Raw genomic sequence first — 15737 nt, 5'->3', positions numbered from 1 at the left:
TTCATAGTCTGATAGCCGTTCCGACGCGATTACCCCTTTTTTGCGTCGGAATTCATGAGCTACGCCACCGCCCTCGTTCTCGCCTTCAGCCTGTCCATGGACTCCTTTGCCGCGGCGCTCGGCACCGGCGCGGTGCTGCGCCGCCCCAGCCTGGGCGAGGCGCTGCGCGTCGGCCTGCTGTTCGGCGGTGTGCAACTCGCCATGCCGCTGATCGGCTTCGGCCTGGGCCTGACCTTCGCAACCTACGTGGAGGCGGTGGACCACTGGATCGCCTTCCTGCTGCTGCTCGGCGTCGGCGGCAAGATGGTATGGGAGAGCCTGTCCGGCGACGAGGAGGACGAGGACGAGTCGCAACGCGGCCGCCTCGGCCTTGGCCCGCTGTTCCTGATGGCGGTGGCGACGTCCATCGACGCGGCGGCGGTGGGCGTCTCGCTGGCGGTGGTCGACGTGGACATCGTCGGCATCTGCCTGCTGATCGGTCTGGTCACATTCGGCATGGCGTCGGGCGGGGTTTTGATGGGCCGCGCCGCCGGCCCGCTGTTCGGCAAACGCGCCGAACTGCTGGGCGGCCTCGGCCTTATCGCCATCGGCGCCAAGATTTTGGTCGAACACACGATGTGATGGGGATTGGGAGGGCCGAAGCCCTCCCGCGCCAGTCCCTTAGGCCGACCGGATGCGCCGGACGAAGTCGTCCACCTGCTGGGTCAGCGTCGTCGATTGGCTGCCCAGCTCACGGGCCGCCTTGAGCACCTCGTCGGCGGCGCCGCCGGCTTCCACCGCGGCGCGGTTGACGCCGCCGATGTTGCGGCTGACCTCCGACGTCCCCTGCGCCGCCTGCTGCACGTTGCGCGAAATCTCGCCGGTGGCCGCGGTCTGCTCCTCCACCGCCGAGGCGATGGCGGTGGAGATCTGGTTCACCTTCAGGACCGTCTCGGCGATCCCGCGAATGGCCGATACCGCGTCGAAGGTCTCCTTCTGGATGGCCTGCACCTGGCTTGAAATGTCCTCGGTGGCCTTTGCGGTCTGGTTGGCGAGGCTCTTGACCTCGCTGGCCACCACGGCGAAGCCCTTGCCCGCCTCACCCGCGCGCGCTGCCTCGATGGTGGCGTTCAGCGCCAGAAGGTTGGTCTGGCTGGCGATGTCCTGGATGAGTTGGACGACGGTGCCGATCTTCTGCGCCGCCCCCGCCAGACTCTCTACGGTCACGTTGGTGCGTTGCGCTTCCTCGACGGCGGTCTGGGTAATGCTGGCGGCGTCCTCGACCTGTCGGGCGATCTCGGCGATGGAGCTGGACAGTTCCTCGGCGGCGGTGGCGACGGTTTGCACGTTGGCCGAGGCCTGCTCGGTGGCGACGGCGACGGCGGTTGCCTGACGGGTCGTCTCCTCGGCCACCGACGACATGCTCTGTGCGTTGCCCTGCAACTGCGTGGCGGAGGCGGAGACGGCGCCGACCACACCCTTTACCGACTGCTCGAAGCTGTCGGCCAGCGCGTTCATGGAGCGTCGCTTGTCCTCGGCGGCGCGCTTTTCGGCTTCCTTGGCCTCGGCCTCCATGGCGTGGGTGCGTTGCAAGTTCTCCTTGAAGACCTGCATGGTGCCGGCGATCTGGCCGACCTCATCCTTGCGCTCGACACCGAAGATATCGACCGTCAGGTCGCCATCGGCAAGGCGGCGCAGGCAGCCGACCGAGGCTGCCACCGGCCGCCCAATGCCGTACTGTGCGATCAGCAGGCCCACCACGATGCCGCCCAGAATGCCGAGTGCGGCCACGGCGATCAACATGGTGCGCACCGAGGCCGCGTGGGCGGTGGCGTCCCGTGAGATGGTCTCCGACTTGTCGTCGGCATAGCGATTGTAAGCGTTCATGGTGGTCTGCAGCTTGTCGGCCACCGCGCGTGATGCCATGGCGGAGTTGACGACGGCCTTGCGCGCCTCGTCCATGGTCACCTGATCGCCGACCCTGCGGGCCTGGACGAACGTGTCGTCGAGTTCCTTCAGGTAAGCGGCGTAGGCCTGCTCGATGGTACGCAACAACTCGGCCTGTTTCGGGTCGGCGCTCTTCTTCAAGTCGGTGAGGCGCTGTTCGAATTCGCTGCGCTGGGTGCTGACCTCTTTCTCCATGTCGGCAATGGTCGTGCGCGAGGGATCGGCGGCGAGGTGGTACTCGGCGCGGTTGAGGCCGACAACGTTGCGGTTGGCGCGCGCGCCGGTCAGCGCCTCGCGGCCGGCCAGCTCGATCCCATCGGAATCCTTGTCCAGTGCGGTGACCGCCTGCACACCAATGACGCCGACGATCACGGTGACCGCGGACATCAACGCAACGACGGTGAGCACCTTGAAGACGATCTTGACGTCTTTGAACCGCATGTTTTGCACCCTTGAACGACAATGCCGAGGCCAGTCGCGACAACGCCGCTGGCCCTAGTAAGTGGAGGGTGTAGTCTGAGTGTGGCCTGTTGCAAAACTGTTAAGAAAAATAACGAGGAAAGGCCTGGGGTGCATTCGCGTTATGCAAATAAATAACCCCTAATGCATTTGGATGCGTTCTGCTTTGGAAGCGGCTCGAAACGATTTGACTCGATGCCCGCAGGAAGGTGCTGTTTTTAACTTTAAGGTGGTGGGTTCGGTGGATGTTGCAACCTGTTCGACGTGATCGCCACGACATGGCAAAGCGCCACCGCACCGGTGTTGCAACCATCGGGTTTGGCCCGGCGCTGCTGGTGCGTCAACCTGCCGCAGGACTATTCAAGCCCGGCCTTCTTGCGCACGTCGTAGCTGCGGGTCTTCGACCACTTCTCCATGAACTGGACCAGTTCGGCATCCGGCGGGTCGGGCAGGACGACCTTGAGCTTCACGTACTGGTCGCCGGCCTGCTTGGTGACCTGACTGACCACGCCCTTGCCGCGCAGGCGCAACGTCGAGCCGGTGTTGGAGCCGGGCGGCACCTTGACCGCCACCGGGCCGCTCACGGTCGGCACGCGGATGGTGGCGCCAAGCACCGCCTCGTTGATCGTGATCGGCACCTCGACCAGGATGTCGCCGTCCTGCCGGGTGAAATGCGGGTGCGGCTCGACGTGCACCTCGACGATGGCGTCGCCGGCCAGCGCACCGCCCAGGCCGGCCAGCCCCTGGCCCTTCAGGCGCAGCTTCTGCTGGTCCTCGGTGCCGGGCGGGATGGCGACGTCGATGCTCTTGCCGTTGGACAGGCTGATGCGCCGCTTGGTGCCGTTGGCCGCTTCGAGGAACGGCACGGTGACCGAGTAGGCGATGTCGGTGCCGCGCGCCTTGGCACCGGCCGAACCGCCGGCGGCACCCGGCCGCCGTCGGCCGCCGAACAGGTCGGAGAACCAGTCGTCGCCCCAGCCGGCGCCATCCTCGGCACCCTGGGCATGAGCGCGCGAGCGCGCCCCGCCGTGCGCCGTGCGTGAACCGAAGCCCGCGTGCCGCTCCTGGCCCGAGGCGTCGATCTCGCCGCGGTCGTAACGCGCCCGCTTCTGGGTGTCGGACAGCAGCGTATAGGCCGCCGAGATCTCCTTGAAGCGGTCCTCGTTGCCGGCGCTCCCCGGTTTGAGGTCGGGATGGTGCTGCTTGGCGAGCTTGCGATACGCCTTCTTGATGTCGTCGGCGCTGGCGCTTTTGGTCACGCCGAGGACTTGGTAGGGATCGCGAATCTGGGCCACGAGCAGACTTGTCCTTTACCCCAGACCGGGGCTCAACGGTCGGTTCAGGTGTTGGTGACGATCTTCCACGCACCGTCCGCCTGTTTGCAAGCGGTTCCGTAGGCCAGCTCCGTCGTGCGGCCCACCGTCACCGTCTGCTGGTACTCCCGGCAGTAGGTGCCGCCGCTGTTGTAGCCGTCGCGAGTCGAGGTGATCGTCCCCGAATTGCCCGACTGTGGGTTGTTCCAGAAGATGCGCTCGCCAACCGGGACGGCGTAGGCGCGCTTGGCAGCCGTTTCGGCGTACTGCTGGTCAGCCTTGTCCAGCGACCCGCTGATGTCCTTGCCGATGAACGCGCCGAGCAGCGTGCCCACGCCGGCCTGCGCCAGCTTGGGGTTGCCGGCGCCATACTGCGAGCCGATGACGCCGCCCAGCATGGCGCCGGGGCCGGTGTCGGCCTCCTTGGTGGAGGTCTGGCAACCGGCCAGCAGAGCCGCTGCGGTCAGGGCGGGAACGAACGTCTTCAACATGGATGCCTGCCTCGAACTGTTGGCTGCGATTCATTTTCATGGGGGGCATCCTCAAATGGGACACTCCCGCCCGTCTCGGACAGTGATATATGCGAAAGCTCGCACTCTGTGAATTGCGATGTCCGAGACGATGAGAGGCGGGGCCGGTATGAGTGACGTGACCGAGCAGGACCCCTACGCGCTGTTCACCGCCTGGATGGACGACGCCACCCGCAGCGAGCCCAACGACCCCAACGCCATGGCCCTGGCCACTGCCGATGCCGAGGGGCGCCCGTCGGTGCGCATGGTGCTGCTGAAGGGCATCGATCCGCGGGGCTTCGTCTTCTACACCAACACCGAGAGCCGCAAGGGCGAGCAGCTCGGTGCCAACGCCAACGCCGCGCTGTGCTTCCACTGGAAATCGCTGCGCCGTCAGGTGCGCGTCGAGGGGCCGGTGGAGCGGGTGACCGACGTCGAGGCGGATGCCTATTTCGACAGCCGCGCGCGGGAAAGCCGCATCGGCGCCTGGGCCTCGCAGCAGTCGCGCCCGCTGGAGGGCCGCTGGGAGCTGGAAAAGCGCGTGGCGCAGTACGCCGCCAAGTTTGCCCTGGGCCACGTGCCGCGCCCGCCGCACTGGACCGGTTTCCGGGTGCTGCCGAGCCGCATCGAGTTCTGGCAGGACAAGCCGTTCCGCCTGCACGAACGCATCGAGTTCCTGCGGGCCGGCGACGGCTGGACGACGCAACGCCTGTTCCCCTGATGGCGCCCCCGGCGGAAGACAAGGCCGCCCGGCTGCGGCGTCTGGCGACCTACGCCAGCGTGACGATGGCATCGACGCTGATCGTCGCCAAGCTGGCCGCCTATCTTCTGACCGAGTCGGTGAGCATCCTGTCCTCGCTCATCGATTCGAGCACCGACCTGATGGCCTCGGTGGTGACGCTGTTCGGCGTGCGGCAGGCGTTGCGTCCGGCCGACCGCAGCCACCGCTTCGGCCACGGCAAGGCGGAAGGGCTGGCGGCGCTGGCGCAGGCGGCGTTCATCGGCGGCTCGGCGGTGTTCCTGGTGATCGAGGCGGTGCGCCGGCTGATCTTCCCGGCGCCGGTGGGCGAGACCGGCGTCGGCGTCGGCGTCATGCTTTTGTCCATCGTGCTAACGGCGGGGTTGATCACCTTCCAGCGCTACGTGGTGCGCCACACCGGGTCCATCGCCATCGGCGCGGACCGGCTGCACTACTCCGGCGACCTCATGATGAACGCGGCGGTCATCACGGCGCTGCTGGCCACCCGGTATACCGGCATCGGCGCGGTGGACCCGCTGGCCGGCATCGGCATCGCCGCGTTCCTGCTGCATGGCGCCTGGGGCGTCGCCCAGGACGCGCTCGCCGTGCTGATGGACCGCGAACTGCCGGAGGAGGAGCGCGACCGCATCGCCGAACTGGTGCGCGCGCACCCGCAAGCGCGCGGCCTGCACGATTTGCGCACCCGCAGCTCGGGCACCGGCGTGTTCATCGAACTGCACCTGGAGTTGGATTCGCACCTGAACCTTGTGCAGGCGCACGACATTGCCGACGCAATCGAGCGCCAACTGTGCGCCGCTTTCGCCAATGCCGAAGTGCTGATCCACCAGGAACCGGCCGGATTGAAGGACGAACGCCTCGATCATCGCATCGAGGGCGAGGATTAAGTGGTCCTCATACGAAAGTCTCATTCGGCTTAGGCCGCTGCGGACCTGCCTAAGGCTGTGAAATCGCTGTTATACGAGGAAAAGGGGGTAATCCGCTTGTCCGGCGTTGTTGCGATTTTGAAAGATTATGGCAATAATCTGTATGGGGAAGACGCGCATCTCAGCACATCACAACAAAACAGCACCAACGGCGGACGCAATGGACAGTACCCTCGGCAACCGCTCGTTTCTGATCGCTGATATTGCGGCGGAAGCGGGCACGTTGGGCATCGAGATCGCCGACGTGGCCGGACACGTCGAGGACGTCAGCGGCCGCATCGCCAAGCAGGCCGAGGTCTTCACTCAGCTTCGCGACACCGGCGCGAAGATGACCTCCAGCACCCAGAACATTTCCGCCGCCTCCTCGGTGGCGCGCCGGGTGACGGAAAAGGCGCGGCAGGAGGTCGAGGCCTCGCACGACCGCGTGCACCAGTCGCTGGGCGACATCCACACCCTGGTTGCCGCGGTGGGCGGCATGGAAAGCCAGATCGCCGGCCTGCGCGAGGCGCTGGAGCGCGTCGGCAAGGTCGCCAAGGAGATCTACGCCATCGCCAAGCAGACCAACCTGCTGGCACTGAACGCCACCATCGAGGCGGCGCGCGCGGGTGAGGCGGGCCGGGGCTTCGCGGTGGTGGCCGGCGAGGTGAAGGCGCTGTCCACCAAGACCTCGGAAGCCACCGCCGAGATCGACGCCACGCTGAAGTACCTGAACGAGCAGGCGCAGCGCCTGATGACCGAAAGCTCGGCCAGCGCCGCCAAGGCGCGCTCGGTGAGCGAGGGCACGACCGCCATCGGCGGCGTCATCGACACGGTCGGCCGCGCCATGTCCGAGCTGAACCGGGAGACCGACAAGATCGACGCCGCCGCGTCGGAGATCGGCGCCAACTGCACCGACCTGGAGCATGAGATCGCCGATCTGGCCGTCGGCGTGCAGCTGTCCAACGAGAATCTGGCGCAGGCCCGCGACCGCATCAACAACCTGCTGGGCATGGGCGAGCGCCTGATCGGCATCACGGCGGAACTGGATGTTGAGACGGTGGACACGCCGTTCATCCGCATCGCCCGCGGCACCGCCGAGACCATCTCCGCCGCCTTCGAGGACGCGCTGGCCAAGGGCGACATCTCGGAGGCGGACCTGTTCGACCAGGACTACCAGCCGATTGCCGGGACCAATCCGCCGCAGGTGCTGTCGCGCGCCGTCTCGTTCCTCGACCGCGTGCTGCCCGGCATCCAGGAGCCGGTTCTGGCCGACAATCAGCGCCTCGTCTTCTGCGTGGCGGTGGACACCAACGGCTATCTGCCGACGCACAACCTCAAGTTCAGCCAGCCGCAGGGCAACGACCCCGTGTGGAACGCCGCCAACTGCCGCAACCGCCGCATCTTCAACGACCGCGTCGGTCTGGCGGCCGGGAAGAGCATGAAGCCGTTCCTGCTGCAGACCTACCGGCGCGACATGGGCGGCGGCAACTTCGCGCTGATGAAGGACGTCTCCGCCCCCATCATGGTCCGCGGCCGGCACTGGGGCGGCCTGCGCATCGCCTACAAGGTGTGATCCTCCCGCCCCCGGATGGGGGCGGGTAGGGAATTCAGATGCAGCGGCCGCCGTCCACCTCCAGGCAGATTCCGGTGAGGAACTCTGCCTCGTCGGAGCAGAGGAACAGCGCGGCGTTGGCGATGTCCTGGGGCGTCGAGAGGCGGCCGAGGGGCACCGACGCCTTGAACTGCGCGCGCTTCTCCGGCGTGTCCTCGCCCATGAACAGGTGCAGCATGCCGGTCTCGCCGGCCACGGGGTTGATCGCGCAGACGCGGATCTTGTCCGGCGCCAGTTCGACCGCCATGGATTTGGTCAGGGTGATCGCCGCCCCCTTGGAGCCGTTGTACCACGTCAGCCCCGGCCTGGGGCGCACGCCGGCCGTCGAGGCGATGTTCAGGATCATGCCCCCGCCTTGCCCGCGGAACACCGGCACGGCGTGTTGCGCCGCGAGGTAGATGGACTTCACGTTGACGGCGAAGATGCGGTCGAAGGTGGCCTCGTCCACCTCCAGCATCGGGCCGTTGCGGTGGGTGTAGCCGGCGTTGTTGACCAGGATGTCCAGCCGGCCGAAGGCCTGGACCGCGGCGTCCACCATCGCCTTGACGTCGGCGCTCACCGACACGTCGGCCCGCACCGCGATGGCGCCGTTGCCGGTTTCCGAGGCGACGCGGCGGGCGGACTCCTCGTTGATGTCGGCGACCACGACCTTGGCGCCCTCCGCCGCGAAGCGCTTGGCCATCCCCTCACCGAAGCCCGAACCGCCGCCGGTGATGATGGCGACCTTGCCCTGTAAGCGCATGTCTTCCCCCCTTAGTCGTGCTTGATCGCCACGGTCTTGACGGCCGAGAAGCCGTACAGCGCCTCGAAGCCCTTTTCGCGGTTGAAGCCGCTTTTCTTGACGCCGCCGAAGGGCAGTTCGACACCGCCGCCTGCACCGTAATTGTTGATGAAGACCTGTCCGGCGTGCAGCCGCTTCGCCATACGCATCTGCCGGCCGCCTTCGCGCGTCCACACGCCGGCCACGAGGCCGAACGGGGTGCCGTTGGCGATCCTGACCGCCTCCTCCTCACCGTCGAAGGGGATGACGGCCAGCGCCGGGCCGAACACCTCCTGCTGCTCGATCTCGCAGCCCGGCTTCACGTCGCCGAACAGCACCGGGGCGACGTAGAAGCCTCCCCTGGGGGCGCCCTCCACGACGCGGCCTTCGGCCAGCACCGGGAAGCCGTTCTCCCGCGCCGCGTGGACCATGTCCACAACGCGGTCGCGCTGCTTGGCGTTGATCAGCGGGCCGATGTCGTGGTCCTCCAGCGCCGGGCCGACCTTCAGCGCCTTGAAGCGTTCGGCGATCATGGCGGTGAAGCGCTCGTAGATCGGCCGCTCGATCAGCACGCGGCTGCCGGCCGAGCAGGTCTGCCCGGCGTTCTGCACCGACGCCCGCACCACGAAGGTCAGCGCCTGTTCCAGATCGGCGTCGGCGAACACCACTTGCGGCGACTTGCCGCCCAACTCCAGAGTCACCGGCACAATGTTGCGCGCGGCGGCCTGCTGCACCAGAACGCCGACCTCCTGACTGCCCGTGAAGGAGATGTGGTTGATCCCCGGATGCGAGGACAGCGCCGCCCCGGCCTCCTCGCCATAGCCGGACACGATGTTGAGCGCCCCGGCCGGGAAGCCGGCCTCGTGCGCCAGCCGGCTGAGGTAGAGCGTGGTCAGCGAGGCGTCCTCGCCCGGCTTCACCACGCAGGCGTTGCCCATGGCGAGCGCCGCGCCGACGCTGCGGCCGATGATCTGCAACGGGTAGTTCCACGGGATGATGTGCGCGGTCACCCCGTGCGGCTCGCGCAGGGTCAGCACCGTGTAGCCGTTCAGGTACGGGATGGTGTCGCCGTGCACCTTGTCGGCCGCCCCGCCGTAAAACTCGAAGTAGCGGGCGCAGGCGATGACGTCCGCCCTGGCCTGGGCCAGCGGCTTGCCGACGTCGCGGCTCTCCAGCTCGGCCAGGGTGTCGGCGTGTTGCAGGAGCAGGGCGGAGAGCTTGAACATCAGCCGGCCGCGCTCGGCGGCGGTCAGGCGGCCCCAGTCGCCGTCCAGGGCGGTGCGGGCGGCTTCGACCGCGCGGTCCACATCCTCGGCCTTGCCGCGCGGGATGGCGGCGAAATTCTCGCCGGTCGAGGGATCGACGCAGGGGATCGTCTCGCCGCTGGCGGCCTCGACGAACCGGCCGCCGATCAGGAGCTTGGTTTCCATCATGGCACTTGTCCTCAGTAAACGAGGCTGCGGAAGAACAGCGTCACCGCGGGCACGTAGGTGATGACCATCAGGCAGGCGAAGACCACCAGCACGAAGGGGACCAGCCGGCCGATGATCTTCTCCAGGCTCAAGCCCGCCACCTGGCAGGCGGCGAACAGGTTCACGCCGAAGGGCGGCGTCACCATGCCCAGCGCGAGATTCACCACCATGATCAGCCCGAAATGCACGGGGTCGATGCCGAAATGCGCGGCGACCGGCGCCAGGATCGGCGCCAGAACGATGATCGAGGCCGAGGTCTCGACGAACATGCCCACCACGAACAGGAACAGGTTCACCACCAGCAGGAAGACGCCCGGGCTGCCGATGGTCCCGGCGATCCATTCGCCGATGGCCGCCGGCACGCCGGCCCGCGTGATCAGGAAGCTGAACAGCCCGGCCGCCGCGATGATGAACATGATGATCGACGAGGACAGCACCGACTTGCGCAGGATCGGCGCGAGGTCGGCCCAGGTGATCGCCCGGTAGACGAACATGCTGACGATGAAGGCGTAGAACACCGCCACCACCGACGCCTCGGTGGGGGTGAACACGCCCTTGTAGATGCCGCCGATGATGATGACCGGCATGATCAGCGCGAACGCTGCGCGCTCCGTCGCCTTGACGAAGCCCATGCGGCCCTCGCGGTCCTGGCGGCCCCAACCGTTCATCTTGCAGGTGATGTAGGTGAAGACCGTCAGCGCGCCGCCGATCAGCAGGCCCGGCCCGACGCCGGCGATGAACATCTCGCCGATGGAGACCTCGGCCGAGACGCCGTAGAGGATCATCGGGATCGACGGCGGGATGATGACGCCCAACTCGGCCGAGGTGGCTTGCAGGGCGGCGGCGAACTCGCGCGGGTATCCGTGCTTGATCATCGCCGGGATGATGATGGCGCCGATGGCGAAGGTGGTCGCCACGCTGGAGCCCGACACCGACGCGAAGATCATGCAGGTCAGCACGCAGGAGCAGGCCAGCCCGCCCTGGATGTTGCCGACCACCGACTTGGCGAACTCCACCAGCCGGGCGGAGATGCCGCCGGCCTCCATCAGGTTGCCGGCCAGGATGAAGAACGGCACGGCCATCAGGGGGAAGCTGTCGATGCTGGTCATCAGCTTCTGCGCGACGACGATCAGCGGCATGGTGGTGAAGAAGCTGATGCCGCCGATGGCCGCCGCCGTGATCGCCACGGCGATCGGCACGCTGAGCGCGAACAGCGCCACCATGACGAAGAGCATGAAGCTGGTCATGGCGTCAGACCTCGTAGATCTCTTGCGGGGCGGCCGGCGCGGTGCCGGCGCGGCGGACGAGGGCGATCTCCTCGGCGGCGCGGGCGACCACGCCGATCATCGACAGCACCGCGCCCACGGGGATGGCGGCGTAGACCAGGGCGATGGAAATGCCCTCGCCGGTGAACGGGTTGTCCACCCCGGCCAGCATCTGGAACCGGACCCGCCCGGTCATCTCCCAGCCGGCCCAGGCGATCACCGCCAGCACGCCGAGCGACAGCCCGGAGATCAGCGCCACCAGAACGATGCGGGCGCTGCCCTGCGTGCGGCTGTGCAGGAACTCGACGGCCATCAACGCGCCGTGGCGGAAGGCGACGGCGACGCCCAGGTAGACCATCCAGATGTCGAGCGAGCGCGCCATCACCTCGGACCACGTGGACGGCTCCTCGAAGACGAAGCGGGTGATGACTTGGTAGAGCGAGACGATGCAGGCCAGCACCAAGAGCGCCATGGCGGCCCGCATGGTCCAGCGCATCAGGAACTTCTCGAACGCCGACAGAGCCGCGAGCATGGGAACTCCATTTCTACCCTCTCCCGCCTCTCGCGCTGGCGAAGCCAGCGCTGACGGCGTCAGGCGGATCGAAGATCCGCCGAGAGCCCCGGGAGAGGGAGGGGCCCGCCCACAGGGCGGGAGGGTGAGGGTAAATTCAAGGATCCTTGGCCTCACCCTCACCCGGCCGCCTGCGGCGGCCACCCTCTCCCGGGGCGGGAGAGGGATTTTTCAGTACTTGTAGTTCCTGATCTCGTCGATCTTCGCCTGACCGAACTTCTTGGCGTACTCGGCGTAGGCGGGCTTGAGGGCTTCCTGGAAGGCGGCGGCGTCCACGCTGGGCACCACCTCCATGCCCTGCTTCTGCAACTCGGCGATGCCGTTGGCGGCGTCGTCCTCGGCCTTCTGGCGCATGGCCTTGGCGCCGGCTGCGGCGGCCTGCTTGAACCAGCCCTTTTCCTGGTCGGACAGCTTGCCCCACACGCTGGGCGACAGCAGGATCAAGGCCGGCGAGTACACGTGCTGGCTCACCGTCAGGTACTTCTGCACCTGGGAGAACTTGGCGCCGAGGATCACGCCGATGGGGTTCTCCTGGCCGTCCACGGTGCCCTGCTGCATGGCGGTGAACAGTTCGGGGAAGGCCATCGGGGTGGGCAGCACGCCCAGCGTCTTGAACGCCGTCATGTGCACCTGATTCTCCATGGTGCGGATCTTCAGGCCCTTGGCATCCTCGGGCGTCTTCACCGGGTGCTTGGAGTTGGTCAGGTTGCGGAAGCCGTTCTCGCCCCAGGCCAGCGCGATCAGCCCGTGCTTGGGGAACTGGTCGAGGATCTTCTGGCCGATCGGACCGTCGAGCACCGCGTGGGCGTGCTTGTAGTCCTTGAACAGGAAGGGAATGTCGGTCACCAGCGTGTCCGGCACGAAGTTGCCGACCGGCCCGGTCGACGTGGCGACGATGTCCACGGTGCCGATCTGCGCACCCTCGACCATCTCGCGCTCGCCGCCCAGCGCGTTGGCCGGGAACTGCTTGATGGTCCATTTGCCGTTGGACAGCTTCGCCAGTTCGTCCGCCATGGCCGAGACGCCGACGCCGTAGTGCGAGGTCGGCGGCAGCGAGTAGCCGGCCTTCAGCTCCTCGGCCCAGGCCACACCGGCGGTGAGGCCGAAGCCGAAAACGGCGGTGGCGATAACCCTCTTCAAGACCATGGGGGCCTCCCTGTTATTGTGGTTGTTCGTTCAGCGTTGCATGTCGTCGGCGATGTAGGCCCGGACGATGGCGTCGATTCCCTCGTCGCGCTGAAAGCCGAGGCGGTCGGCGCGCGTGGTGCGCATGGCGCCGGGCCAGCTGCGGACGATGCGGGCGATTCGCTCGTCCGGCGTGCGGTCGATCAGCGAGGAGTCGCCGCCGGCACGCTCCAACGCCGCGATCATCTCCGCCACCCGCACGCCAATGCCCGGCAGATTGAGCGTGCGGTCGTCCTCCCAGGCCTCGGGGGCCAGACCGTGCGCGTGCAGCAGGTTGCTCACCACCGTGCGCGGCGAGGAAATCCAGATCGGCAGTTCCTCCGGTACCGGGCAGGCGGCGCGTTCGCCGTTCAGCGGCTCGCGGATGATGCCGCTGGCGAAGGACGAGGCGGCAAGGTTCGGCTTGCCCGGCCGCACCACCACGGTGGGCAGGCGCAACGCGCAGCCCTGCACGAAGCCCTTGCGGCTGTAGTCGTTGACCAGCAGCTCGCCGATGGCTTTCTGCGTGCCGTAGGAGGATTGCGGGCGGGCCGGCGTGTCGTCCTCGACCACCGGCGGCGCGTGGCCGAACACGGCGACGGAGCTGGCGAAGACGACCCTTGGCGGCTTGGGCATGGCCCGGCAGGCTTCCAGGAGCGCGCGGGTGCCGTCCACGTTGACGCGCAGGCCAAGGTCGAAGTCCGCCTCGGCCGCGGAACTGACCACCGCGGCGAGGTGGAAGACGCTGTCGAAGGCCGCGTCGCGAATGCGCTGCTGCACCGACGCGTCGCACAAATCGCCGATCAGGCTGGTGGCGCCGGCGGGCAGGGGTGGGCCGTCCTGCACGTCGAGCAGCACGAGGTCGGAGACGCGCTTCTCGGTCAGCAGGCGCTGCGCCAGCTTGCGCCCGAGGAAACCGTTGCCGCCGGTGATGAGGATTTTCACGGCATCGCCTCCAGCGCGTCGTGGAAGAAGTCCTCGCCGCCGAAATTGCCGGACTTCAGCGCCAGCGCGTACGGCGTGGCGCCCAGGCTGACGGTGGCCGGGACGCCCGGCGCGATCTCCGGGCCGATGCGCAACGCCCGAACGCCCAGCGCCTCCACCACGGCGCCGGAGGTCTCGCCGCCGGCCACCACGAAGCGCCGCGCGCCGGCCTCGGCCAGCGCCGCCGCCAGACGGGCGAAGGCCTGCTCGATGGCCCGGCCGGAACCCTCGCGGCCGAAGCGGTCCTGCACCGCGCGCACATCGTCCGGCCGGGACGAGGACACCACCAGCACCGGCGTCCGCCCCAGATGCGGACGGATCTGGTCGAGCAGCGCTGGCACCACGTCGCCGCCGGCAAGCAGCGCATCAACCTCCAGCCGCACCACCGGGTAGCGGCGCTCCGCCGCGGCGACCTGCGCCAGCGTGGCGGGGGAGCAACTGCCAGCCAGCAGCACCTCCGGCCCGGCGACCGGCGGCAGGCCGGTGGCGTTCTCGCCCCTGGCAAGCCCGGCGCGGATGAAGTTGTCCGCCAGCCCGGCGGCCAATCCCGAGGCGCCGGTGACCAGCGCCAAGTCGCGGCACGCCGCACCGATGGTGGCGAGATCGCCGAGCGTCAGCGCGTCCACCACCGCAGCGCCGACGCCCGCGCGTTTCAGCACGTCGAAGGCGGCACGCACCGCGGCCGGCCCCTGCGTCACCGTCTGCCAGTCCACCAGCCCGGTCTTGGTGCGGCTCTGCCGCTCCAGCACGCGGACGAGGTTGGCATCGTGCATGGGGTTGAGCGGGTGGTCCTTCAGCGGCGATTCGTGCAGCGGCTGGCTCCAGACGAACAGGTGCCCCTGGTAGACGGTGCGCCCGGTCTCCGGGAAGGTCGGGCAGGCGATGGTGAAGTCGCCGCCCGTCTCGGCCAGCAGCGCGTCCAGCACCGGGCCGATGTTGCCGCGATCGGTGGAATCGAAGGTCGAGCAGTATTTGAAATAGCACTGCCGGGCGCCGAGGCTCTTCAGCCGTCGCCACGAATCTACCGACAGGCACACGGCGTCGTCCGGGTCGATAGAGCGGCTTTTCAGCGCGACCACTACGGCCTCAGCGTCGCCGGCCTCGGACAGCCCATCGGTGCCGATGGTCTGCACGGTGCGCAGCCCAGCCTTGGCGAGCGTGTTGGCGAGGTCCGAGGCGCCCGTCACGTCGTCGGCGATGCAGCCCAGCAGAACGCTCATGCTCCACCCCGCAGGTAGCGCTGCGCCCAGCCCAGCCCGGCGAGCGTGCCGGCCCTGGGGCGGTACTCGCAGCCGACCCAGCCGGCGTAGCCGATGGCATCCAGCTCGCGCAGCAGATGGTGCGGGTCGCACTCGCCGGTGTCCGGCTCGTGGCGGTCGGGCACGCCGGCGATCTGCACGTGGCGGATGGCGGGCGCAAGGCGCCGCATCCGCATGGTCAGGTCGCCCTCCATGATCTGCGCGTGGTAGAGGTCGAATTGCAGACCGAGGTTCGGGGCCCCCACATCCTCGATCACCTGCATGGCCTCGGTGGTGGTGCGCAGCAGATAGCCGGGCACGTCGCGGTCGTTCAGCGGCTCGATCACCAGCGTGCGGTCGTGGTCGGCGGCACGGTGCGCGGCGTGGCGCAGGCGTTCGGCGTACAGGGCGAGTGCGTCGGCGCGGTCCATTCCGGCGGGCGGGATGCCGGCCATGACGTGCAGCGTCGGGCAGTCCAGGGCGGCGGCGTAGATCAGCGCGCGCTCGACGGACTCGACGAACTCCACCTCGCGGCCGGGCAGGCAGGCGAGACCGCGCTCGCCCGCCGCCCAGTCGCCGGGGGCGAGGTTGAACAGCGCCACCGACAGGCCGGTGCCTTTGCGGGCGCGGGCGATTTCCTCGGGCTCATGGTCGTAGGGGAAGAGGAACTCCACACCGGAAAATCCCACCTCGGCCGCCGCGCGGAAGCGGTCGAGGAACGGCACCTCGGTGAACATCATCGTCAGGTTTGCGGCGAGCCGGGGCATGGCGGCTACCGGAACGCGGACGCCGTTCGGGCGTC

General features: G+C 68.1%; 15 protein-coding genes. 4 read left to right on the top strand and 11 right to left on the bottom strand.

Annotated elements, in window-relative coordinates:
- Positions 1-54: 54 nt before the first annotated feature.
- On the top strand, positions 55-621 hold the full coding sequence (locus tag ACSVDD_RS04735; RefSeq protein WP_448188130.1) for a manganese efflux pump MntP: 567 nt from the start codon (positions 55-57) through the stop codon (positions 619-621).
- Positions 622-660: 39 nt separating this feature from the next.
- Here the strand turns inward: ACSVDD_RS04735 and ACSVDD_RS04730 are convergent, their stop codons facing one another.
- From ACSVDD_RS04730 to ACSVDD_RS04720, 3 genes are all read right to left on the bottom strand, one after another.
- Complete coding sequence (locus tag ACSVDD_RS04730) at positions 661-2367, bottom strand: methyl-accepting chemotaxis protein (protein ID WP_448188129.1); 1707 nt, start codon at positions 2365-2367, stop codon at positions 661-663.
- A 374-nt stretch (positions 2368-2741) separates the two neighbouring features.
- Positions 2742-3671, bottom strand: coding sequence for a DnaJ C-terminal domain-containing protein (locus ACSVDD_RS04725; protein WP_448188512.1), 930 nt, complete (start codon positions 3669-3671; stop codon positions 2742-2744).
- Between the two features lie 53 nt (positions 3672-3724).
- The gene (locus ACSVDD_RS04720; RefSeq protein ID WP_448188128.1) at positions 3725-4189 is read right to left on the bottom strand and encodes an RT0821/Lpp0805 family surface protein; all 465 of its coding nucleotides are present in this window, start codon (positions 4187-4189) and stop codon (positions 3725-3727) included.
- A gap of 148 nt (positions 4190-4337) precedes the next feature.
- Here ACSVDD_RS04720 and pdxH point away from each other — a divergent pair, with 148 nt between their 5' ends.
- The 3 genes from pdxH to ACSVDD_RS04705 all read left to right on the top strand — a co-directional run bounded on the left by pdxH (position 4338) and on the right by ACSVDD_RS04705 (position 7442).
- On the top strand, positions 4338-4928 hold the full coding sequence (gene pdxH, locus ACSVDD_RS04715; protein ID WP_448188127.1) for a pyridoxamine 5'-phosphate oxidase: 591 nt from the start codon (positions 4338-4340) through the stop codon (positions 4926-4928).
- On the top strand, positions 4928-5851 hold the full coding sequence (locus tag ACSVDD_RS04710; RefSeq protein WP_448188126.1) for a cation diffusion facilitator family transporter: 924 nt from the start codon (positions 4928-4930) through the stop codon (positions 5849-5851). The genes pdxH and ACSVDD_RS04710 overlap by 1 nt, the downstream gene beginning before the upstream one ends.
- A 199-nt stretch (positions 5852-6050) precedes the next feature.
- Positions 6051-7442 (top strand): methyl-accepting chemotaxis protein, encoded by a 1392-nt coding sequence (locus tag ACSVDD_RS04705; RefSeq protein ID WP_448188125.1) that lies wholly within the window; start codon positions 6051-6053, stop codon positions 7440-7442.
- Positions 7443-7476: 34 nt separating this feature from the next.
- Here the strand turns inward: ACSVDD_RS04705 and ACSVDD_RS04700 are convergent, their stop codons facing one another.
- The 8 genes from ACSVDD_RS04700 to otnI form a co-directional block, all read right to left on the bottom strand.
- Positions 7477-8223 (bottom strand): SDR family oxidoreductase, encoded by a 747-nt coding sequence (locus ACSVDD_RS04700; protein WP_448188124.1) that lies wholly within the window; start codon positions 8221-8223, stop codon positions 7477-7479.
- A gap of 11 nt (positions 8224-8234) precedes the next feature.
- Positions 8235-9674 (bottom strand): aldehyde dehydrogenase family protein, encoded by a 1440-nt coding sequence (locus ACSVDD_RS04695; RefSeq protein WP_448188123.1) that lies wholly within the window; start codon positions 9672-9674, stop codon positions 8235-8237.
- Between the two features lie 11 nt (positions 9675-9685).
- Entirely contained in the window at positions 9686-10960 is a 1275-nt protein-coding gene (locus ACSVDD_RS04690; protein WP_448188122.1) for a TRAP transporter large permease, read from the bottom strand.
- Between the two features lie 4 nt (positions 10961-10964).
- Entirely contained in the window at positions 10965-11510 is a 546-nt protein-coding gene (locus ACSVDD_RS04685) for a TRAP transporter small permease (protein WP_448188121.1), read from the bottom strand.
- A gap of 210 nt (positions 11511-11720) precedes the next feature.
- On the bottom strand, positions 11721-12695 hold the full coding sequence (locus ACSVDD_RS04680; RefSeq protein WP_448188120.1) for a TRAP transporter substrate-binding protein: 975 nt from the start codon (positions 12693-12695) through the stop codon (positions 11721-11723).
- A 30-nt stretch (positions 12696-12725) separates the two neighbouring features.
- Positions 12726-13658 (bottom strand): D-erythronate dehydrogenase, encoded by a 933-nt coding sequence (gene denD / locus ACSVDD_RS04675; protein ID WP_448188119.1) that lies wholly within the window; start codon positions 13656-13658, stop codon positions 12726-12728.
- Positions 13655-14917 (bottom strand): 3-oxo-tetronate kinase, encoded by a 1263-nt coding sequence (gene otnK / locus ACSVDD_RS04670; RefSeq protein ID WP_448188118.1) that lies wholly within the window; start codon positions 14915-14917, stop codon positions 13655-13657. Before otnK ends, denD begins: the two co-directional genes overlap by 4 nt.
- A complete protein-coding gene (gene otnI, locus ACSVDD_RS04665; protein ID WP_448188117.1) occupies positions 14914-15702 on the bottom strand; it encodes a 2-oxo-tetronate isomerase in 789 nt (262 codons plus the stop codon). Before otnI ends, otnK begins: the two co-directional genes overlap by 4 nt.
- Positions 15703-15737 lie beyond the last annotated feature (35 nt).

Source organism: Azospirillum terrae, assembly GCF_053470425.1.
This window is presented reverse-complemented; position numbering and strand designations above follow the sequence as displayed.